Origin of the sequence: Pseudodesulfovibrio sediminis (assembly GCF_020886695.1) — a bacterium.
Lineage (GTDB): Bacteria > Desulfobacterota > Desulfovibrionia > Desulfovibrionales > Desulfovibrionaceae > Pseudodesulfovibrio > Pseudodesulfovibrio sediminis.
In genome coordinates this window covers 3,146,707-3,167,857 of the sequence record NZ_AP024485.1, presented here as the reverse complement: position 1 = coordinate 3,167,857, position 21,151 = coordinate 3,146,707, and the positions used below count along the sequence as shown (strand labels likewise).

General features: G+C 55.5%; 18 protein-coding genes. 12 read left to right on the top strand and 6 right to left on the bottom strand.

Annotation, left to right across the window (positions count from 1 at the left end; all coding sequences use genetic code 11):
- Nucleotides 1-105: 105 nt before the first annotated feature.
- The 9 genes from fdhD (at nucleotide 106) to SRBAKS_RS14970 (ending at nucleotide 11,357) form a co-directional block, all read left to right on the top strand.
- The gene (gene fdhD / locus SRBAKS_RS15010; RefSeq protein ID WP_229596993.1) at nucleotides 106-885 is read left to right on the top strand and encodes a formate dehydrogenase accessory sulfurtransferase FdhD; all 780 of its coding nucleotides are present in this window, start codon (nucleotides 106-108) and stop codon (nucleotides 883-885) included.
- 232 nt (nucleotides 886-1,117) lie between these two features.
- Complete coding sequence (locus SRBAKS_RS15005) at nucleotides 1,118-2,005, top strand: formate dehydrogenase accessory protein FdhE (RefSeq protein ID WP_229591702.1); 888 nt, start codon at nucleotides 1,118-1,120, stop codon at nucleotides 2,003-2,005.
- Between the two features lie 38 nt (nucleotides 2,006-2,043).
- Nucleotides 2,044-2,928 (top strand): transposase, encoded by an 885-nt coding sequence (locus tag SRBAKS_RS15000; RefSeq protein ID WP_430709133.1) that lies wholly within the window; start codon nucleotides 2,044-2,046, stop codon nucleotides 2,926-2,928.
- A gap of 200 nt (nucleotides 2,929-3,128) precedes the next feature.
- Nucleotides 3,129-3,362: a hypothetical protein gene (locus SRBAKS_RS14995; RefSeq protein WP_229591700.1), complete on the top strand. Its 234-nt coding sequence runs from the start codon at nucleotides 3,129-3,131 to the stop codon at nucleotides 3,360-3,362.
- A 26-nt stretch (nucleotides 3,363-3,388) separates the two neighbouring features.
- Nucleotides 3,389-6,421 carry a formate dehydrogenase-N subunit alpha gene (fdnG, locus tag SRBAKS_RS14990; protein WP_229591699.1) on the top strand — a complete coding sequence of 1,011 codons (3,033 nt, stop codon included), beginning with the start codon at nucleotides 3,389-3,391 and terminating at the stop codon, nucleotides 6,419-6,421.
- A gap of 12 nt (nucleotides 6,422-6,433) precedes the next feature.
- Nucleotides 6,434-7,162: a 4Fe-4S dicluster domain-containing protein gene (locus SRBAKS_RS14985; protein ID WP_229591698.1), complete on the top strand. Its 729-nt coding sequence runs from the start codon at nucleotides 6,434-6,436 to the stop codon at nucleotides 7,160-7,162.
- Between the two features lie 249 nt (nucleotides 7,163-7,411).
- A complete protein-coding gene (locus SRBAKS_RS14980; RefSeq protein ID WP_430708944.1) occupies nucleotides 7,412-8,635 on the top strand; it encodes an ABC transporter substrate-binding protein in 1,224 nt (407 codons plus the stop codon).
- Nucleotides 8,632-10,644, top strand: a complete 2,013-nt coding sequence (locus tag SRBAKS_RS14975; RefSeq protein WP_229591697.1) for an ATP-binding protein — start codon at nucleotides 8,632-8,634, stop codon at nucleotides 10,642-10,644. Before SRBAKS_RS14980 ends, SRBAKS_RS14975 begins: the two co-directional genes overlap by 4 nt.
- Complete coding sequence (locus SRBAKS_RS14970; RefSeq protein ID WP_229591696.1) at nucleotides 10,641-11,357, top strand: response regulator; 717 nt, start codon at nucleotides 10,641-10,643, stop codon at nucleotides 11,355-11,357. The genes SRBAKS_RS14975 and SRBAKS_RS14970 overlap by 4 nt, the downstream gene beginning before the upstream one ends.
- Nucleotides 11,358-11,362: 5 nt before the next feature.
- Here the strand turns inward: SRBAKS_RS14970 and SRBAKS_RS14965 are convergent, their stop codons facing one another.
- The 5 genes from SRBAKS_RS14965 to SRBAKS_RS14945 all read right to left on the bottom strand — a co-directional run bounded on the left by SRBAKS_RS14965 (nucleotide 11,363) and on the right by SRBAKS_RS14945 (nucleotide 16,895).
- Entirely contained in the window at nucleotides 11,363-11,950 is a 588-nt protein-coding gene (locus tag SRBAKS_RS14965; RefSeq protein ID WP_229591695.1) for a peroxiredoxin, read from the bottom strand.
- A 12-nt stretch (nucleotides 11,951-11,962) separates the two neighbouring features.
- Nucleotides 11,963-12,487, bottom strand: coding sequence for a peroxiredoxin family protein (locus SRBAKS_RS14960; protein ID WP_229591694.1), 525 nt, complete (start codon nucleotides 12,485-12,487; stop codon nucleotides 11,963-11,965).
- A 271-nt stretch (nucleotides 12,488-12,758) separates the two neighbouring features.
- On the bottom strand, nucleotides 12,759-14,258 hold the full coding sequence (xylB, locus tag SRBAKS_RS14955; protein ID WP_229591693.1) for a xylulokinase: 1,500 nt from the start codon (nucleotides 14,256-14,258) through the stop codon (nucleotides 12,759-12,761).
- Between the two features lie 58 nt (nucleotides 14,259-14,316).
- Complete coding sequence (xylA, locus tag SRBAKS_RS14950; RefSeq protein ID WP_229591692.1) at nucleotides 14,317-15,624, bottom strand: xylose isomerase; 1,308 nt, start codon at nucleotides 15,622-15,624, stop codon at nucleotides 14,317-14,319.
- 56 nt (nucleotides 15,625-15,680) lie between these two features.
- On the bottom strand, nucleotides 15,681-16,895 hold the full coding sequence (locus tag SRBAKS_RS14945; protein ID WP_229591691.1) for an ROK family transcriptional regulator: 1,215 nt from the start codon (nucleotides 16,893-16,895) through the stop codon (nucleotides 15,681-15,683).
- Nucleotides 16,896-17,487: 592 nt separating this feature from the next.
- On the opposite strand from SRBAKS_RS14945, the gene xylF reads away from it, so the two are divergent.
- The 3 genes from xylF (at nucleotide 17,488) to SRBAKS_RS14930 (ending at nucleotide 20,637) form a co-directional block, all read left to right on the top strand.
- Nucleotides 17,488-18,510 carry a D-xylose ABC transporter substrate-binding protein gene (gene xylF / locus SRBAKS_RS14940; RefSeq protein WP_229591690.1) on the top strand — a complete coding sequence of 341 codons (1,023 nt, stop codon included), beginning with the start codon at nucleotides 17,488-17,490 and terminating at the stop codon, nucleotides 18,508-18,510.
- Between the two features lie 135 nt (nucleotides 18,511-18,645).
- The gene (locus SRBAKS_RS14935) at nucleotides 18,646-19,869 is read left to right on the top strand and encodes a sugar ABC transporter permease (protein ID WP_229591689.1); all 1,224 of its coding nucleotides are present in this window, start codon (nucleotides 18,646-18,648) and stop codon (nucleotides 19,867-19,869) included.
- A gap of 9 nt (nucleotides 19,870-19,878) precedes the next feature.
- Nucleotides 19,879-20,637, top strand: coding sequence for an ATP-binding cassette domain-containing protein (locus SRBAKS_RS14930; RefSeq protein WP_229591688.1), 759 nt, complete (start codon nucleotides 19,879-19,881; stop codon nucleotides 20,635-20,637).
- A gap of 75 nt (nucleotides 20,638-20,712) precedes the next feature.
- Here the strand turns inward: SRBAKS_RS14930 and SRBAKS_RS14925 are convergent, their stop codons facing one another.
- The gene (locus SRBAKS_RS14925) at nucleotides 20,713-21,138 is read right to left on the bottom strand and encodes a DUF4079 family protein (RefSeq protein ID WP_229591687.1); all 426 of its coding nucleotides are present in this window, start codon (nucleotides 21,136-21,138) and stop codon (nucleotides 20,713-20,715) included.
- Between the last annotated feature and the right edge of the window lie 13 nt (nucleotides 21,139-21,151).

Below are 21,151 nucleotides of genomic sequence, written 5' to 3'. Positions count from 1 at the left end.
TCCACTTCGGTGTAAAAGCCGGGGTAAATGGGGCAGGATTGCCCCACAATGAATCCATGCGGTATATTCCGTACCATGCAGGCCACACTGGCCGGAGGGAACTGCATGGATTCATTCGATTACGATATTCACGAGTACAAAACAGGCTTTGCCAAAAAGCATATCACGTCCATTCGGGAGACCGGACTGACCATTATGCTTAACGGGCGAGAGGTCGTCACTCTGCTCTGCACGGCAAAGTACCCTGAATACCTGGCTATCGGGTTCCTGAAGTCCGATGCATTCATCTCCAGTCCGGACCAGATCACCGACCTGACCGTCAGGGACGAAGGGGATCGACTGGTCGCTGAAGTCGAGACCTGCCATGACCCGTGGAAGGATCGGATCATGGAACGCTCCATCACCTCCGGGTGTGGCAAGGGAACCAATTTCGGTCGGAATGTAACCACTATCTCCAAACGGAGACTGACAGGCGATATAAAAGTCACACCGGAACAAATTCTTTCCCTGGCCAGAGAACTGCACAGCCGCTCCACCCTCTACAACACCACCCGTGGATGCCACAATTCATCCCTGTGTACCCCGGACAAAATGCTCCTGTTCCGGGAGGACATCGGACGCCACAATGCCATAGACATGATCTGTGGACAGTGCTTCCTGGACAACGTTTCCGTGGAGAACAAGATGATCGTCTCAACAGGACGTATAGCCTCGGAAATACTCCTTAAAGTATGCCGTATTGGTGTGCCCATACTGGCCTCCACGGCCGTGGCCACCAGCTTCTCGGTAGAGCTGGCCCGCAAGACCGGCATCACGCTTATCGGCAACATCAAGGACGACAGTTTCTGGGTCTACAACGACCAGGGCAGGATCATCGGATTCTAGCCTCGCCCCCCTCAAAAAACGGCGTTGTCACACCCTGTTATAAACTGCATTTTTTTTCCTTTTTTCTCTCGAATTATGCTAAAAAAGACATAATCAGGTACACCAGAACATATTTTATTTATTACTTTTATCACCTTTTAGTGCCAAACCTTGAGCAAGTGTCACATCTTTGGCAAGATACGTTGACAGCCATACCGTTTTCAAAATTCGGAAAATACCCAAAGGATACACCATGGAATTTAATCTGGATGATTCTCGGCGCAGGCTCAAAGGCAAGATTACTCAACTGAAGAAGAAATCATATATTTCCACAGAGTTGATAGATCTGCTCGAAGCTGTGGCCGCACAACAGCTGGAAGCCCGAGCCGAATCAGAGGTTACGCTCCCTGGCATCGAGCACTTTGCTTCACCCGAAGCCGTGCTGCAAGGTGTACCGCTGTTGGGCCGCGAGGATTTTCCCATCGACAAGCCCCAGGCCGAAAAGCTGCTCGGCACGTTTATCACGTTGCTTGTCGACATGGGCGGCCCTCTGGGCGATGGAGCCCGGGCCGTGAGGGAAGCGCTTGATTCCAACGACCTGACCTCAGACGAATTGTTTCAAAAATTCCTTGAAGACGACCACAAATTCTTTGCGCCCTGGGCTGAACGCATGCCCGAGGCCCCGCGCACGTTGTCCTTCCTCGCCTTTGCCTCCTTGAGCCCGTCACTGGAGGCCGTGGGCGCGCAACTGGCTCCCAACCTGCCCGAGGTCAAAGTCAATCCGGTCGGGACCTGCCCCATCTGCGGCAGCCTGCCCCTGATCTCCACGCTCAGGGAAAAAGAAGGGTTCCGCCACTGCACCTGTTCCTTCTGCCGTCACGAATACCGGGTCAAGCGCATTGCCTGCCCCGTATGTGGCGAAGAAGACCAGAAAAAGCTGACGTTCTTCACCGTAGAAGAAGAGCCCGGCTTCCGTGTCGATGTCTGCGACACCTGCAAAACATATATCAAGACAATAGATTTCCGCGATCTGGACCGTATTGCCGTGCCCATCCTGGATGACCTGGATTCCCTGGCACTCGACTACGTGGCGGCCGGTCAAGGCTACAAAAGGGCAACCTTGTCTGCCTGGGGCTTCTAAAGGGGGGCCATGCTTCGGTGACTCTTAATTCGCATACCATACCCCATGCGTATACGCCGGACATTGCCGGGGGCTTTGAGACGCTTCTGCACGATGACGACAAGGCGCGGGAATACCTGTTGGGCCATTTATGGCCCACAGGTGCCCCTTTCTGTCCGCGATGCGGTCACCGAAAAGTCTACACCCTGTCAGGGGACAGGCTCCGCTGCGCCAGTTGCAAATACACCTTCCAGCCCTTTTCCTGTCGATGGATCAACAACGGTGCGCTCAGCCCCAGCGAATGGCTGCGACTGGTCACCCTGTTCGTTGAAGAGAAAAGCGTCCATCAGATGAAACAGGAACTCTCGCTTTCATACAATACTGTGTACAAGGCGCTCACCGCGATCCGATTCGCCATCCTGGCCCATGCCATTGACGCGCGCCAGCTCATCAGTCCGGCCACAGGGCTGGATTCCTATCTCAAGGGGAACCGGCTCACGGGCGGCCCTCGGGAGATGCGCATGGACACCATCCCGGTCTACGGCATCCTGCGCAAGGATAAGATGGTCTTCATCGATCTCGTCCTCGGTCTTCAGGCGGAGACGCTGTTTCACTTTCACATGAACTTCCACCTGAAGCTCATCCGCACGGGCAACCTTGTCTACTCCGACCGGTACAAGGAATATGACGCCCTCATGTTCTGCGGCAACGATTCGCTGCCATACAATGTCATTCGCCGCTACGACGAACAGCCCTACATTGACGAAGTGCAGGACGATTTCTGGAAATACGCCCAATCCCGCGTAAAACGATTCCGAGGCATTTCCTGCCAGCGCTTCCCCCTCTACATGAAAGAACTTGAATTCCGGTTCAATAACCGCGACAAAGCCCTGCCCGAAATACTGGCCGCCTATCTCTGCGCGCTGGTTCCTTCCATGGAATAAGCCCCTCTGGGTGTCAAACCATGGTATAGTTATCAATTTATGTCATTTTTGACATAATTGAAACGCACTCATATCGCCCACTTACCTCAAAGTCTTCTGAATCCGCCTGTGTGAAAATCGACATAAGACGGGGTTCATTGCTGTGTTTCCTCGCCTCATCCATAACAAGATCATAGAACCCAAATTGGAGAGGTACGCTTATGCGGTTTTTTAACAATCAAACGGCAACTGCACCCGAAGCCCAGGACATTCCTTTCGCCGGGCTGGGCTTTGGCACGGACATGGTCCAGGTCGCTGCGCAGGGAATGACGCCATCGAGCACTCGCCAACGGGGCGACTGCGGCATCTCCTTCCTGCCTGCTTCCTCCCATGTTCCGCAGTTGTGCGGCTATGATTTGCTCGTGTCCCTGGGACGCGAGATTCGCGGACGTTGAGTCCGTACACAACCTCAGGAGGTCGAATGCATACCAATCGAAGAAACTTCCTCAAGCTCTCCGCTGTCGCGGCCACGGCCACGGTCTTTGGCGGACTCGGGCTTGGCTGTAAGGCGAAAGCGGCTCCCATGGTCGATCGCGCTGCCGCCATGTCCCCGCAGTGGAGCAAACAAACCACATCCATCTGCTGTTACTGTGCAGTGGGCTGTGGCCTCGTCGTCAACACATCCTTGAAAACCATGAAAGCCATCAACGTCGAAGGTGATCCCGATCACCCCGTCTCTGAAGGCGCTCTGTGTGCCAAGGGTGCATCCATCTGGCAGTTGGCCGACAACGACCGCCGCCCGGATTCCGTCCTGTACAGGGCACCCTATTCCGACAAATTTGAAAAAGTCGAACTCGCATGGGCACTCGAAAGAATCGCCCACAACGTGAAAAAAACACGTGACGCAACATGGACCGAAAAGAATGCGAAAGGCCAGATTGTCAATCGCTGCGACGGTATCGCCTCCGTAGGCTCCGCCGCTCTGGATAACGAGGAGTGCTGGGCCTACCAGACAATGCTCCGCAGCCTTGGTCTGGTGTATGTGGAACACCAGGCTCGTATCTGACACAGCGCAACTGTTGCGGCTCTGGCAGAGTCGTTCGGACGCGGTGCGATGACCAATCACTGGATCGACATCCAGAACTCAGATTGTATTCTTATAATGGGCAGTAACGCTGCCGAAAACCACCCCATCTCCTTCAAGTGGGTGACCAAGGCGCAGGAAAAGGGTGCTACCCTCATCCACGTCGACCCACGCTTCACCAGGACCTCGGCAAAAGCCGACATGTATGCGGGCATCCGCTCCGGCGCCGACATTGCAGTGCTCGGCGGCATGATCAAGTACATCCTGGACAACGACCTGATCTTCAAGGATTACGTCGTCGATTACACCAACGCATCCTTCATCATCGGTGACAAATACAAATTCGATGATGGTATCTTCGCCGGATACAACGCCGAAACCAAATCCTACGACAAGTCCCAGTGGGCCTTTGCCATGGATGCCGACGGCAACCCGAAAAAGGACCCGACCCTCACAGATCCCAAGTGTGTCTATCAGATGCTGAAGAAACACTACGAACGGTATAATCTGGACGAGGTCTCCACCATCTCCGGTGTGAGCAAGAAACAGCTGACTGAACTGTACACGCTCTACACTGCCACAGGTAAACCCAACAAGGCCGGTACCATCATGTACGCCATGGGTTGGACCCAGCATACCGTCGGCGTGCAGAACATCCGTACGATGGCCATGATCCAGCTCCTGCTGGGCAACATCGGTATCGCTGGCGGCGGCGTCAATGCCCTGCGCGGTGAATCCAACGTTCAGGGTTCCACCGACCACTGTCTGCTCTACCACATCCTCCCCGGCTACCTGAAGACTCCCAAGGCAGGACAGGACACCCTGGCAGCGTATGACAAGGCATACACGCCTGTCTCCCATGATCCCAAATCCGCCAACTGGTGGCAGAACTATCCGAAATATTCCGCCTCGCTCATCAAGTCCATGTGGCAGGATGACACGCCGGCGGATGCCTACGGCTTCCTTCCCAGACTCGATTCCGCATCGGCCGCCGAGTACTCGTGGCTGACTCTGTTCGACAAGATGGATAAGGGCCAGTTCAAGGGACTGTTCGCATGGGGCATGAACCCCGCCTGTTCCGGCGCCAACGCCAACAAGAACAGGGAAGCGATGGCCAATCTGGACTGGATGGTCAATGTCAACATCTTCCCCAATGAAACCGGTTGGTTCTGGGAAGGCCCCGGCATGGATCCAAAGAAAATCAAAACCGAAGTCTTCTTCCTGCCCTGCGCGGTCTCCATTGAGAAGGAAGGTTCCATCACCAACTCCGGTCGCTGGATGCAATGGCGCTACAAAGGCCCGGATTCTCCGCACGGCCTGAAGCCGGACGGCGACCTCATGTACGAGCTGATGAAAGAGATTCAGCACCTGTACAAGAAGGAAGGCGGCGTATACCCCGAACCCATCACCAGGCTTACCTGGGATGCCATCGCCACCGATGGAGTGTTCGACCCGCACAAGACCGCAAAACTGATCAACGGCCACTTCACCCGTGACGTGGAAGTCAAGGGCAAGCAGTTCAAGAAGGGCGACCTGGTTCCCAGCTTCGCTTACCTGCAGGCCGACGGCTCCACCGCCTCCGGCAACTGGCTGTACTGTCATTCGTACACCAGCAAGGGCAACATGGCCGCTCGCCGCGACCTGACCCAGACCCCGGAGCAGGCAAAGATCGGACTCTATCCGAACTTCTCCTGGTGCTGGCCCGTCAACCGCCGCATCCTCTACAACAGAGCGTCCGTCGATCTCAAGGGCAACCCCTGGAACCCGGAAAAGCCTGTTATCCAATGGACCGGCCCCGAAACCAAGTGGAAGGGCGATGTGCCCGATGGCGGCTGGGCCCCCGGCTCCAAGTACGCCTTCATCATGCGCAAACACGGCTTCGGCCAGTTGTACGGCCCCGGCCGCGCAGATGGTCCGTTCCCCGAATACTACGAACCGCTGGAATGTCCGGTGAAGTCACATCCCTTCTCCGGCACCCTGCATAACCCGACCGCCCTCTCCTTCGACACCGAAGAAAAGGCTGTCTGTGATCCCAAGTTCCCGTTCGTGGGCACGACCTACCGCGTGACCGAACATTGGCAGACCGGTCTGATGACCAGAAACTGCACATGGCTCACCGAGTGTGAACCCCAGGTCTTCGTGGAAATGAGCCCGGAACTCGCCGAACTCAGAGGGATCGAAAACGGCACCAAGGTCATGGTGGAATCACTCCGAGGCTCCATCTGGGCCAAGGCGATCATCACCAAACGACTGAAGCCGTTTGAAGTGCAGGGAACCATCGTCCATCAGGTGGGCCTGCCCTGGCACTTTGGCTGGACATGGCCCAAGGATGGCGGCGATTCCGCGAACATCCTGACCCCGTCCGTTGGTGACCCGAACACGGGTATCCCCGAAACCAAGGCGTTCATGGTCAACGTCAAGAAGATGTAAAGGAGTTAAGACATGAGTAAGACATTCTTCATCGACCTGACCAAATGTACTGCCTGTCGTGGTTGCCAGGTTGCCTGCAAGCAATGGAAAAAGCTGCCCGCTGAAAAGACCGAAAACTGGGGCTCTCACCAGAACCCCAAGGATCTGTCCGGCGTGACCCTGAAGCTGGTCCGCTTCGAGGAAGTGGGTGACAACGCAAACATGCAGTGGCTGTTCTTCCCGGAACAGTGCCGCCACTGTGTCGAGCCGCCCTGCCTGGACGCCATGACCGTTCCCGGTTCCATCGTCCATGACCAGGAAACCGGTGCCGTGGTCTATACCGAACTGACAGCGCAGGAACCGGACAAGGACGGCTTCGGCATGGCCTGTCCCTACGACATTCCCCGTGTCAACGAGGAAACCGGACAGGTGGTCAAATGCGACATGTGCATTGACCGCGTCAGGATCGGGCTGCTGCCCGCCTGTGTGCAGACCTGCCCCACCGGCGCCATGAACTTCGGCGACCGCGAAGAAATGCTGGCCCTTGCGGACAAGCGTCTCGAAGCAGCGCAGAAGCGATACCCCGATGCGGAGCTGGTGGACGCCGACAGCGTGCGCGTTATCTATCTGGTGCAGACCGACCCGGACAGCTACTATGAGTCCCTGTCCGCAGACGCCTCCTCCATCCGGCAACGCGGCCCCATGTCCAGGAAACAGTTCCTGGCCAAGCTGGGACGCCCGGTCAAGAACATGACGTCGTAACGACAACACCAACCCGGTGCGGATCGGTAACGATCCGCACCGGATCATTCATGGTGTTCAGCAAAGAACCCCTCCGTACGCATCCGTCGTGAGGACCTACATGGCGCTCAAGCGAGCGGAGTTTTTCCAGACCCCGGCGAGCCGTTTCGTCGGGGTCAATTCCTGAGGGAATAGGCCTTCCTTGTCTTTTGGCTGATGAGCAAGTAATCAAACGAGTTGCTTATGCTTCGTAACCGCTGGAGCCAAGACGTGAGAAACCTGATCTGGATACCCTGCCTGTTGTGCCTGATCCTGGCATTATCAGGCTGCAACGCCTCGGACGACTCCTCGTCCGCAGATTCTCATGTTCCCGGCGTATCCGACACCACCATCAGGCTCGGCTCTTCCCTGGCGCTGACCGGCCATGCCGGGTATCTCGGCACCCAGACCCTTCGCGGTGCCTACGCCTATATCAATCATATCAATGAAACAGGCGGCGTCCATGGCCGGACCATAGAAATTGAGGCCAAAGACGACTCATACGACCCGCCCAAATGCCTGGCAAACACCCAGCGATTCATCATCGACAACTCGGTGTTCGCGTTATTCTGCTATGTGGGCACCCCCACCACGGTGAAAGCGCTCCCCCTGGTGGAAGAGGCCCGGATTCCCCTTATCGGCATGTTCACCGGCGCCAACGGCCTGCGGGACCCCTTCAACCGCTATGTCGTCAATATACGGGCCTCCTACTATCAGGAGACCGAAGCCGCCGTGACGCATCTGGTCAAGGACCTGGACATCAACAGAATCGCCGTCTTCTACCAATATGATGCCTATGGATTCGACGGTCTGATCGGCACGGAGCTGGCCCTCAAGAAATTCAATATGGAGCCGGTGGCTCGCGGATCCTATATTCGGGGAACCCAGGATGTGGAGGAAGGACTGGATCGCATTCTGACGACAAGAGCCGAGGCCGTGGTCATGATCGGCACCTACAGGGCATGCGCCCGCTTCGTGAACCTGGCCCGCGAACATCAATACAACCCCATCTTCTACACGGTCTCCTTTGTGGGCGCGGAAGAGCTTGCCCGACGCATCGAGACCACTTCACCGGCAAATGTGCTCATGTCGCAGGTGGTCCCTCCCCCGTCCACTATCTCCATGAATTCCGGGGCTGCCTCCGATTATGTCAATCTGCTCAACCAGTATTTCCCGGACGACACCCCCAGCTTCGTCGGGCTTGAGGGGTTTCTCAACGCCCGGGTTCTGGTGGAAGGGCTGCGCAAAGCCGGTCGTGACCTGACCCGTGAAAAATTTATCGACGCCATTGAATCCATCAAGAACCTTCCCCTTGGTCCAGGCATGTCCATCACCTATGGCCCGGAAGATCGCCAGGGCATGGAGACCATCTATTTTACCCGCCTTGAAGGTGATCATTTCGTGCCTTTTGCGGACTGGCCCGGATTGAAGCAGAAGATGGAGGCGCTTCAATGAGTATACGGGAGCAATTCACCACCCGCTTCGCCCTGATCGGCCTCCGCGAAAAACTGCTGTTCTCCATGTTGGCAGCGGTCCTTTTCATATCCGTGGCCATCGCCCTCATCTCCAGATACATCCTGGTCAGCTCGCTCACCCATGAACTGGAAATGCGCGGGTATGCCATTGCTCACTCCGTGGCGGAACGCGGCGGCTCACACATTCTGGATAACGACGTTCCCCAGCTCCTGACACTCATCTTCGACGAGGCAAAACTGAGGCAGCGCAAGCACCTGGTAGCCTATATATTCATCGAAAACCAGCAGGGCCAGATACTGGCGCATACGCTGATCAGCAAACTGCCGGATACCATTCGCACCAACACCATTCCCAAGGGCAAGCACGATTCCATCAAACTGGTCCGGCTCAATGGCGAACCCATATATGACCTGGCTGCCGCCATCAACGAGGGGCTGTATCGCATCGGAACCGTGCATGTCGGCCTGAACAAGGGCCACATCGATTCCCTTGTCGGCAAACTGCGCGTGGCGTTTCTCGGCTTCATCTCGGCCGTGATCATCATCACGGTTGTGCTCAGCTCCTGGCTCTCCAAGTACATCACCAAACCGGTGTCCGACTTGACCCGGTTGTCCGATGAAATCAGCCGAGGCAACTTTGACATCCCACTCCAAAGCGGCGCGGACGGCGCCTGGGACGCCTCCAAATGCCCGGCGTTCACCAACACGGACCTCCCCTGCTGGCATTTCGACCAATCCAAAAGCGGAGAAGCCCCTGCCGGAACCCACCGCAAATGCGCAGACTGCGCCTTTTATCGCAAACACAAAGGCGACGAGGTGGTGCAGCTCAGTGATTCGTTCCGCAACATGGTCTGGTCCATCAAGCTCTACCGCCGCAGATTGCGCGAATCCGAGGAAAAATACCGGTCCCTTTTCGACTCCGGCCCGGACCCCATCTTTGTCGTGGACTGCGACACCGGCGAAATCCGTGACGCCAACCCGCGCACCGAGGAATTGTACGGTTATTCGAAAAAAGAACTTATCGGCATGAAATTCGTTGACCTCGGCCCAGAGCACAATCCCGGCTGCATGACCTATTTCTCCGAAGGTGGAGGTGGATGCGTCTACTTCCCCAAGCTGCTCCACTACAAGAACAACAGTGATCCGTTCTTCGTGAACATGCATGCCTGCCCCATATCCTACCGGGGCCGACACGCCATTATCATTGCCGTGACCGATATCACCGAGCTCATAGAAAAAGACGCCCAGCTCATCCAGGCAGGCAAGATGAAATCCCTTGGCGAAATGAGCGCGGGTGTGGCCCACGAGATCAATCAGCCCCTCAATGCCATCAAAATGGGCAGCGACTTTCTCGCCATGGCCGAAAAAGAAAATCTGGACGTACCCAAGGCGCACTATCTGCAGGTGGTCGAGGATATTTCAACCCAGGTTGATCGCGCAGCCGAGATCATCAACACCCTGCGTTCCTTTGGCCGCAGGTCCGACCTCATAGAAGAAAAAGTCGACCTCAACCAACCCATAAAAGCTGTCCTGTCCATGATCCGACGACAATTCGAGCTGGACAACATCCGTTTCGAACTCGATCTCAAAACAGGGCTGCCCCCGGTACTGGCCCAGTCAAACCGCTTGCAGCAGGTGGTCTTCAATCTGGTGACCAATGCCAGGGATGCCGTCAATGACCGTTCGTCACCACAGGATATGGAGACTGAACGACGCATTTCCATCCGCACCGGGGCCGCGAACAATCGCGTCTTCTGCGAAGTGGAAGACACCGGCTGCGGCATCAACGAGGCTGATAGACAAAAGATTTTTGAACCATTTTACACCACCAAAAGTGTTGGACAGGGCATGGGTCTCGGCCTGGCCATTACCTATGGAATAGTCAAGGACTACCACGGTGAAATCCGTATTCAGTCCGTTATGAATAAAGGCACGATCTTCCGCATGGAATTTCCGGCTGCCAAAGTGCGAGGAGGCTCCAAAGCATGATACAAAAAGTACTCATCATTGACGATGAACAACCCACTCTGAGAATGTTTACCCTGCTGTTGCAGGCATATGGCTACGAAGTCCTGACTGCCGAGAATGGTCAGGAAGGCGTCAATCTCTATGACGCCGAACGCCCCGATCTGGTACTCACTGACATCAAGATGCCTGTCATGGATGGCATTGAGGCACTCAAGGAGATCAAGAAGATCAGTCCGCATGCGGAGGTTATCGTCATCACGGGACATGGCGACATGGACCTTGCCCTCCAGGCGCTCAACCTGGACGCCACGGACTTCATCAACAAGCCGCTCCAACGCGAAGCACTGGAGCTCGCCCTCAAACGGACAGATGAACGGCTGGCCATTGCCAGAAGTGAAGAGGAACAGATCGAATTTGAAGAACAGGACAATACGGCCATTATCGGAGTGCGCGGCAATGTCACGGCGACAACCATACCCCACCTTTCCGAAACATTCGAAAAGGCCAAGGCCCTTGGGAAAGACGTCATTCTCATCGATTTCGAGAAGAACGCCTCGCTGAACGGAGCCGGTATCACCGGTCTCACAGACCTGCTTCAGCAGGATCAAAACCAGAATGTTCGGGTCATCCTTTCGGGGTTGTCATCCAATTTCAAAGCCGTGCTGGCGAGTGTGGGCATTACCAAGCTGGCCGAGCTTTTCGACACTGTCGAAGAAGCCCTGGCCGCTCAGTAATCAGGTTATTGGTTCACTTTCTCAAGCGCCCCTATCAAGGCACCGAGATCGGGACGTTTGTTGATATCATGCACATCGATGAAGCGAATGACACCCTGTTTGTCAATGACGAACAGGGCACGTTCGGCCATACCATCGTGCCTTAAAACGCCGAATTGTGAAGCGGTCGCGCCATGCGGCCAGAAATCGGACAGCACCGTAAAATCGAGCCCACCCATGGCGTTGATCCATGAAATCTGGCTCGGCAGATTGTCCACGCTGATACCGATGAGTTCGGCGTCCTGCGCCTTGATCATCTCCAATGCAAGATTGTAGCCGGGCCACTGATCGGAACAGACCGGTGTCCAGGCCGCAGGGACAAAGGAAATCACGACGTTTTTCCTACCCTTGAAATCACTCAGACGGACAATCTCTCCCTTTACGGAAGGCAGCGCAAAATCCGGAGCCGTATCCCCCACATTCACCTTGAGCACAGAATCATTGGGAGCAAGATGCGGGGCGGGTACTGGTTCAAAACCCGGTTTACCGCCGGCAACAGCCACAGCGGCAAACAGCACAAGGGACAATATACTAAATATAATCAATCGATTCATAGTTCACCTCCGCTAGGGTGCGGTTGTATCCAGGATCATCTTGAGCATGGCGGCCTCATCCTTGATCGCTCCTTCCTGGAAAAAGAGAATCTGACGCCCAGCCTTGAGATCCACCAGGTAGAAGGAGGGTGTCCCCACACCGCCAACAGCCTTGTGGCAGGAAAAATTTTCATCTTCAAATAACGGGAACAACACGGAGAACTTCTTCCTGTAGAAGTTGACCTCGAAATTGGTGTTGCCCGCGGCCACGCCGATGAACTTCACATTGTCCCGCCCTGCTGCGGCCACTTCCTGAAACAGAGTATTCACTCTGGGAGCATCCCGCTGACAGATGGGACAATACATGGAGTAGATCTCCACAAAGAGATAGTCCGCCTGAATGGAGGACACCTTGATCTGTGAACCGGAGACTCCCAGGTACGCGGCAGCATCAGCAGAAATGCCGCCCTTGAGTTCCAGGTCAGGAAAGATATCGGCAGCCAGAACAGGTGTTGCCATAAGCAGCAGAGCCATGAAGGACAGTGCCAAACGTTTCATATATTCCTCACAATATGATGTCGTCCGCGTTTACAGACGGCAGTTGAGTTATTTTCCCTTTTCCTAAAATGCTCAACTTTAACTTTTTCAGCAATAGGGATTATCATTATCTCGGTTTAACACCCTCTCTGAATCTCGGCGCGTTACTCTGTGACGCACATCATATTCCAATCCAGCGCTTCCGGTGTATAGACTTGCCCCACCCACAACAAAGAAGCCCCACAACATCTAAGCATTGCAGGATTTTTCTATTGATATTTGGTATGCCGGATTATGCGTTCAGAGTACGCATGGCAGCATCCAGCGCCAGATATTTTTCATACAAATCAGCATATTTTTCGACATGTTCAGCAACAGGCATGGCCCCAGCAGACGCGTCCATGGTCACATACTGCGCCGTGAGATCCGCCAGAGCGACGTCAGCGCCCCCTGCCCGTTGCACACACCAGACAGCCTGAATGGCGGCTCCGAGGGCCCCCGCTTCTTCGACCACAGGCCGGACGACCGGACAACCGAACACGTCGGCCACGATCTGCCGCCAGAGCTTCGACTTGGCTCCACCGCCAACAAGACGGATTTCAGTGGGATTGACACCGAGCCGCTTGAGTACATCCAGACCGTATTTGAGACCGAAGGTGGCCCCTTCCATGGCGGCCCGGCACAAATTCTCCGGAGTATAGTTGCCGGGAGTCAAGCCGTGCAACGAGGCTGTGGCACCGGGCAGCGCCGGGGTCCGCTCGCCATTGAAATAAGGCAGCAACATGACACCGCCCGCGCCCACTCCGGCTTTTTCGGCCAAAGCGTTCAGTTCAACAGTATCTTTTCCCAGTACCGCTTTGGTCAGCTCCGTGGCCACGGTCACGTTCATTGTGCAGATCAACGGCAGCCAACCGCCAGCGGATGAACAGAACGCAGCCAGCTCGCCCTTGGGGTCGATGACAGGCTTGTCTGCATGGGCATAAATGGTACCGGATGTGCCGAGCGAAGCGGTGACCACGCCGGGAGCCACGTTGCCCGTACCAATGGCCGCGATCATATTGTCGCCGCCACCGGACGATACGAGCACGTCTGCGGCCAGTCCGAATTTTCTAGCCAGTTCCGGCTGGACCACCTCGATGGGCTGGTCCGATTCAATGAGTTCAGGCAGACATTCGGCCAGCTTGCCGGAAGGGTCCATGGCCGCGAGAACTTCCTCACTCCAGCCCCGCTTTGCCACGTCGAAGTAGGCAGTCCCTGAAGCGTCGCCGCACTCAGTCTTGCGTTCTCCAGTGAGCCAGAAATTGATATAGTCATGGGGCAGCAGAATGGTGGCCAACCGTTCGTAATTCTCAGGCTCATTGTCTTTGAGCCAGACGACCTTGGACGCCGTGAACCCGGCAGCCACCGAGTTGCCGATGGCGTTGACCACGGCTTCGGGCCCACCCATTTTTTCGGTGATGGACGCACATTGTTCAGTGGTGGCCGTGTCACACCACAGTTTTGCCGGACGAATGACGTTGCCATCCACGTCCAGCGGCACGAACCCATGCTGCTGGCCGGACACGCCTATGCCTCTGATGCTGGCCGCATCCACCTTTGACGTGACTTCACCAAGCACCTGCTCACAGGCCGCAATCCACCACGCCGGGTCCTGCTCACGCAACCCGGTACTGTCTTCCAGCAACGCATGCGTGGCATAGGCTTCGGCCAATATCTCGCCGGAATCACTGTCCAGCACAACCGCTTTGGTCCCCTGCGTCCCCGAATCGATACCGATATAAAGCTGGCTCATGTCTCTACTCCCAAAAAAGAAGGGGAGCCTCTTACAAAGCCCCCCCATTGTACGTGACCTAAATGGCGTTGATGAGAATATTCTCCAACATCTCCTGCTTGCCGGAAACGCGCTTTGGTTCGCCCAGCTCCATGGCCTTGGCCTCCATGGATTCCAGGGTCTCGTTGCCGTCGAGCATGGACTTGCCGAATCCCGTGTCCCAACCGGCATAGCGGTTGGCCTTGAATTCGTTGATACGTCCATCTTCGATAAGCGCCTGTGCCGTCAGCAGTCCGCGGGCAAAGGTGTCCATGCCGCCGATATGGGCGTGGAACATGTCTTCGGTGTCAATGGACCCCCGACGCAGTTTGGCGTCGAAGTTCAGCCCGCCGGAACCAAGTCCGCCAGCCTCGATGATCACCAGCATTGCCCGGGTGACGTCGTTGATATCAGTGGGGAACTGGTCTGTATCCCAGCCCAGCAAGGGGTCGCCGGTGTTGGCGTCAATGGAGCCGAGCTTGCCCGCCTCGGCAGCCACGGCCAGATCATGGGCAAAGGAATGACCGGCCAGCGTGGCATGGTTGGCCTCGATATTGAGCTTGAAATGATCGATCAGATCAAATTCGCGCAGAAAGGAAAGCACTGAGGAGGAATCGTAATCATACTGGTGCTTGGTAGGTTCCTTGGGCTTGGGTTCAATGAGAAACTGGCCCGTGAAACCGATCTTTTTGGCGTAGTCCACGCACATGTGGAAGAATGCGGCCATCTGGGCGCGTTCCCGCTTCATGTCCGTGTTGAGCAGGGTTTCGTACCCTTCACGCCCACCCCAGAAAACATAGTTCTGCCCGCCGAGTTCCTGTGTTGCGGCAATGGCCTGACGGACCTGCATGGCACAACAGGCCACGACATGCGGGTCCGGGTTGGAGGCAGCACCATGCATGTACCGGGGATGACTGAACAGGTTGGCCGTGCCCCACAACAACTGCACGCCTGTGTCCTCCTGATACCCCTTGGCCTTGCCCACAATGGTTTCCAGATTGGAACAGGACTCGCTGAAGGTTTCGCCCTCGGGCGAGATGTCGCGGTCGTGAAAACAATAATACGGCGCACCGAGCTTGGTGATGAACTCGAAGTTGGCGGCCAGCGTCTTCTCGGCCACTTCCATGGGAGTGCCCTGATTCCAGTCCCGCTCAAAGGTCGGAGCGCCAAAGGGATCGCCTCCCTGAGATTTGAACGTGTGCCAGTAGCAGACCGCGAATCGAAGATACTCTTTCATGGTCTTGCCGGCCACGACCCGGCTTTCATCATAAAACTTGAACGCCAACGGATTGGTGGAATCCCTGCCTTCAAACTCGATCTTCTTCACTTTGGGGAAAAATTCATTCATTGAAAGAACCTCCATCTATCAGGCTGGTTTTATTATCTATTGATTATTCTTTCAGGCTATTTTGCCCGACGAATACAGTCCAGTGGCGACTTGTACAATTCACTCAGGACAAACCCGGCCGCACCACGCGCCCAATCGTCGTCATGCCATTCCTGAAGGAGTATCTCCGTTGCCTCGTACAGTTCGGCGTTGACGAATTTCTTCACGGCTCGCCGCATGGGCGCATACACGAGATCACCGGCACGGACGCCTTCGCCCATGATGATGACTTTCTGCGGATTGAAAATCTGAATCAGCCCGGAAATACCCTGCCCGAGGATCGTCCCGGCCTCGCGAAAGATTTTTTTCAGTCCGGCGTCGCCGTTTTTTGCCATGGCGGTCACATCTTCAATGGTCAACTGATCCAGATCCGGTTTCTCCCCCCGTCGTCTGGAAAGAAACGCTCGTGATCGCCTAAGTATCGCACCATCACTCACATAGGACTCGATACAGCCGTTTTTGCCGCACCGACACGGCTCGCCGTCCGGCACCATGACAACATGGCCGAATTCCGCGCCAATTCCATTATGCCCTCGATACATGTTGCCGTTCACGACAATGCCCATGCCGACACCGTGCTCCATGGTCACCACCAGAAAATCATCAACACCCTTGCCCTGGCCGAACCACTGCGCGGCCACGGTCACCGAGTTGGCGTCGTTCTCCAGAAAAACATCCATGTTCAACCGTTCAGCCAACAATTGCCGTATCAGGCTTTGTCCTTCCTTGAGGGGCGTCCACAGACAGGTGCCGCTGGCCGAATCCACGAAACCCGACACCGCCACGCCGCATCCGGCGATGTCTTCCATATTCAGCTTGGCATCCTTCACGCAATGACGCACGCCGTCTTCGATAAAGTCCGCCACGATCTCCTCACTGCGCTCACTGACCCGGATGGGCATGATCAATGAAGATTTCACATCGCCAATGAAATCGACAACAGCGAAACTGACCTGAAGCTCGGATATCTTGACCCCGACGACAAAAGCGGCATCCGGGTTGAGGGCGAGCATGATCCGCCGACGTCCTCTGGACGGCTTGTCCCCGGACTGTTCTTCACGAATAAGCCCCTGCTCGATCATGGCTGCAGTGATATTGGTCACCGAGGCGCGACTCTGACCGGTCTGTTCCGCAATTTCCACACGAGAAATACGTCCGGCTTCACGTATCCTGTTCAATATATTGAATTGATTTACGGCTCGGGTGAAATCACGATTCGCAACTTTGATCATGGCCCCCTCTTTAATTCATTCACAAAATTTAAATTTCTCTCATAAGGTCAATCACTTGCATGAGTTCACACCTTCATGAAAACCAGTAAAATGCACCATTTCAGTATGTTATCGACATTTCACTCATGCAGCAAAAAACTCTTTTCTGAAATCTCTAAACCCTGATTACCAAGGAAAATAGTGCAATGCAAGACAATGGGGGAAAGAAAGAACACACGAAGCACAACGACATGGCTCAGTGAGCGATACAATTAATTTCAATATAACGCAATTAAAACAATTAGTTACAAAAACATTTCAACATAATACAAAAAACCGGAAACAGTGAGAAAATATATAGTTTATTAAGAGAATTAATTCTTGCAACCAACATTTTTTTTTGGCAATATTCATCCCATGATGAGGCATTTTCATATGCTGGGAGGCAGATGAAAGCGGCTGTAGCCGATGCCCGTTGTCCCGTTTTGAGGATTCAGTTGCGGATGTTCTGAGAGATCGGAGCGTTGAGTGCGAAAAGGGGCAGGTGGCCATATCTGATGGTTCCCTGTCCGGGACGAAGACACACAATTATTGTGGAAAGGAGGAACCCCACATGTTGAAAAAACTTATTGTCATGGCAGTGGCTGCCTTGGTGATCCTGGCCTTTGGTGCGAACGCCATGGCCAAGGATCTGATCGTCGGCGTTTCCTGGTCCAACTTCCAGGAAGAGCGTTGGAAAACAGATGAAGCGGCCATCAAGGCCCAGCTTGAAAAAATGGGCGCCAAGTACATCATGGCAGATGCTCAGGCTTCCGCTGAAAAGCAGATCGCCGATGTCGAGAACCTGCTCGCTCGCGGCGCCGATGCCCTGATCATCCTTGCTTGGGACTCTGACGCTGTCATGCCCGCCATTGCCAAGGCCGAAGCCGAAGGCATCCCCGTTGTCGGTTATGACCGTCTCATCGAAAAAGAAGGCGTCTTCTACCTGACATTTGACAACAAGGAAGTCGGCCGCATGCAGGCCCGCGCAGTTTTAGCCGTCAAGCCCGAAGGCAACTATGCCTTTATCAAGGGCGCACCTACCGACCCCAATGCCGAATTTCTGTATGAAGGACAGCTTGAAGTGCTGGACGCCGCCATCAAGGCCGGCAAGATCAAGAACGTCGCCGCACAGGGCACTGATGGCTGGAAGCCGGAAGTGGCCCAGCGCAACATGGAACAGATTCTGACCGCCAATGACAACAAGATCGACGCTGTTGTCGCTTCCAACGACGGTACTGCCGGTGGCGTTGTCGCCGCCCTTACCGCTCAGGGCATGGAAGGCATCACCCCGGTTTCCGGCCAGGACGGCGACCATGCCGCGCTGAACCGCGTTGCTCGCGGAACCCAGACCGTCTCCGTCTGGAAGGACGCCCGCGCACTGGGTTCTGCCGCAGCCAAGATCGCTGTCGAACTGGCTCAGGGCAAGACCCCGCAGGGCACTATCAAGTGGTCCGGCGGCGCCAAGGGCATTGAAATGGATGCCATTCTGCTGGCCCCGGTACCCGTGACCAAGGCCAACCTGAACGTGGTTGTCGAAGCTGGCTGGATCAAGAAAGAGGTCCTGTGTCAGGGTGTTGAAGGCCAATGCCCCTAACCCGCTGACGTCATAGTACATACCAGGGACGCTCGCTGCAGAGCGTCCCTTTCCCCGACCCGCCGGTCCTTTAGGACCACCTTATGCAGGGTATGCAGAAAGTACACAGCAACATATTTCAGGATTAAAAATCGTATGGATTCCCAAACGCAAGAGACCAAAGTCTCGCTGTTTGAGCGACTGAGCGCAGACCTGGAGATCGACACCCGCATGCTCGCCATGATCGGAGCGTTGCTCGTCATCTGGCTCACGCTCAACTACATGACCGGCGGCATCTTTTTCACGGCGCGCAACCTGTACAACCTGGCCGTACAGACCAGCGTGGTCGGCATCATGGCGACAGGCATGGTGCTCGTCATCGTGGCCCGTCATATCGACCTTTCCGTTGGCTCCGTCATGGGCTTTACCGGCATGGTCATCGCCTTCCTGCAAGTACATGTCTTTACGCTGGGCGCGGCCTGGAACTGGCCGACGACCGTTGTCTGCGGCCTGCTGCTCGGCGGCCTGATCGGATTGTGGCAGGGCTGGTGGATCGCCTTTCGCGGCGTCCCGGCATTCGTTGTCACGCTCGGTGGCCTGCTCGTCTTCCGCGGTGCGGCCTACCTCGTTACGGACGGACGGACCATCGCGCCCATGGACAAGACGTACCAGCTCCTCGGCGGCGGCATCCACGGCTCCATCGGTGCCACAGGAAGCTGGATATTCGGCGCCATCTGCGTGGCGATCCTGCTCTTTCGCGTATGCCGGAATCGGACGAAACGGATCAAATTCGGGTGTAAACCCAAGCCCATATGGGCGGATCTACTGACCCTGGCCGTGGGCATAGGCCTGATCTGCGGCTTTGTCCTGATCATGAATTCCTATTACAAGCCGCGCACCGAAATTCCTCGCGGCATCCCCATTCCGGTACTTATTCTCATCGGCGTCGTGGCGATCATGACCCTGCTCGCCAAGGTCACCAAATTCGGTCGCTATGTGTTTGCCATCGGCGGCAATCCGGAGGCGGCGGAGTTGTCCGGCATCAATGTGCAACGGGTGACCATGTATATCTTTGGCGTCATGGGCGTGCTGTGCGGCGTGGCCGCGGTCATCACCACGGCGCGACTCAATGCAGGGGCCAACTCCATGGGCATGATGGCGGAACTCAACGTCATCGCGGCGGCTGTCATCGGCGGCACATCGCTGGCCGGTGGGCTGGGGTCCATTGCCGGGGCCATCCTCGGCGCGTTGATCATGCAGTCCCTGGAATCAGGCATGGTCCTGCTCGGCGTTTCATCCGCCATGCGGCAGGTTGTCATCGGCATGGTCCTCATCGTGGCCGTGTGGTTTGATGTAGTCTACAACAAGAACAGACGATAGGAGCGCATCATGAGTCAGACTCCACTGGTTGAAATGCGCCACATCAGCAAGCGTTTCGGCGGCGTGCACGCAGTACAGGACGTATCCATCGACCTCATGCCCGGCGAAGTGGTCGGCGTGCTCGGCCACAACGGCGCAGGCAAGACCGTCCTCATGAAGACACTGTCCGGTGCCATCCCCTGCGACGAGGGCACCATCCTCATCAACGGCGAAAAAGCGGACATAAAAAGCCCCCGCCATTCCCGCAAATACGGCATCGAATGCATTTATCAGACCCTGGCATTGTCAGACAATCTGGATGCACCGGCCAATCTCTTTCTGGGCCGTGAAATCATGACACCTTACGGCACGCTGGACGACAGGCGCATGGAACAGGAAGCGCGTTCGGTTATCCAGCGGCTCAACCCCAACTTCACCAATATCACCGACCCGGTCCGCAACATGTCCGGCGGTCAACGGCAGTCCGTGGCCATTGCCCGGGCCATCTATTTCAATGCCAAGATTCTGATCATGGACGAACCCACGGCGGCCCTCGGCCCACAGGAAACAGCCATGGTCGCCGAACTGATCAAACAACTCAAATCAGAGGGCATCGGCATCTTCCTTATCAGCCATGACCTGCATGATGTCTTCGACCTCGCAGACCGGGTCTCGGTCATCAAGAACGGCAAGCTGGTGGGCACCAGACGCACAGATGAAGTCACCAAGGATGAAGTGCTCGGAATGATCATTCTGGGTAAGAACCCCGGTCAGTCCGAAGCAGCCTGAACCAGGCATCACCAATAAAATAAAAAGGCCGCCCCCATATGGGGCGGCCTTTTTCGTGATCAGCAGACAGACGCATTATTCCAAAAGAAAGAGTTTAACGACTTCCATGCCCGAAAATGATTGGAACAGGGCCATGCAGTAAAGCACTCCATTTGTTACACCGTGGGTCAACGCCAGACCGGGACGCTTGCCGCTGGGCTTTTGCAGAATAAATCCAGTGACCAGACTGACAATAATGAACGGCACCATGAGTGTTCCAATCACATAATGGCCGCCGGTCAGATTAATGGACCCCCAACTGGTAAAGGTCATATACAGACCGAGAAGCCACCCTATCAGCCAAAGCCAGTTGACCATCTTACCAAGCAGAACATGACGCTTCCAGTTGAAGGCTGCCTTCTGCTTCAAGTGCTGGAAACGAAAACGATTGATCCCCATATACATGACATAGGTCGCGAGAATCAGCGCAGTCGCCTGAATGAACGGATGTAGCCACAACATAGTATCACTCTCT

Bases quoted from the DNA above. Each gene is read 5' to 3' on its own strand.
- fdhD (WP_229596993.1), top strand. From the start codon at position 106: ATGGATTCATTCGATTACGATATTCACGAGTACAAAACAGGCTTTGCC.
- SRBAKS_RS15005 (WP_229591702.1), top strand. From the start codon at position 1,118: ATGGAATTTAATCTGGATGATTCTCGGCGCAGGCTCAAAGGCAAGATT.
- SRBAKS_RS14995 (WP_229591700.1), top strand. From the start codon at position 3,129: ATGCGGTTTTTTAACAATCAAACGGCAACTGCACCCGAAGCCCAGGAC.
- SRBAKS_RS14985 (WP_229591698.1), top strand. From the start codon at position 6,434: ATGAGTAAGACATTCTTCATCGACCTGACCAAATGTACTGCCTGTCGT.
- SRBAKS_RS14975 (WP_229591697.1), top strand. From the start codon at position 8,632: ATGAGTATACGGGAGCAATTCACCACCCGCTTCGCCCTGATCGGCCTC.
- SRBAKS_RS14970 (WP_229591696.1), top strand. From the start codon at position 10,641: ATGATACAAAAAGTACTCATCATTGACGATGAACAACCCACTCTGAGA.
- SRBAKS_RS14965 (WP_229591695.1), bottom strand. From the start codon at position 11,950: ATGAATCGATTGATTATATTTAGTATATTGTCCCTTGTGCTGTTTGCC.
- SRBAKS_RS14960 (WP_229591694.1), bottom strand. From the start codon at position 12,487: ATGAAACGTTTGGCACTGTCCTTCATGGCTCTGCTGCTTATGGCAACA.
- xylB (WP_229591693.1), bottom strand. From the start codon at position 14,258: ATGAGCCAGCTTTATATCGGTATCGATTCGGGGACGCAGGGGACCAAA.
- xylA (WP_229591692.1), bottom strand. From the start codon at position 15,624: ATGAATGAATTTTTCCCCAAAGTGAAGAAGATCGAGTTTGAAGGCAGG.
- SRBAKS_RS14945 (WP_229591691.1), bottom strand. From the start codon at position 16,895: ATGATCAAAGTTGCGAATCGTGATTTCACCCGAGCCGTAAATCAATTC.
- xylF (WP_229591690.1), top strand. From the start codon at position 17,488: ATGTTGAAAAAACTTATTGTCATGGCAGTGGCTGCCTTGGTGATCCTG.
- SRBAKS_RS14935 (WP_229591689.1), top strand. From the start codon at position 18,646: ATGGATTCCCAAACGCAAGAGACCAAAGTCTCGCTGTTTGAGCGACTG.
- SRBAKS_RS14930 (WP_229591688.1), top strand. From the start codon at position 19,879: ATGAGTCAGACTCCACTGGTTGAAATGCGCCACATCAGCAAGCGTTTC.
- SRBAKS_RS14925 (WP_229591687.1), bottom strand. From the start codon at position 21,138: ATGTTGTGGCTACATCCGTTCATTCAGGCGACTGCGCTGATTCTCGCG.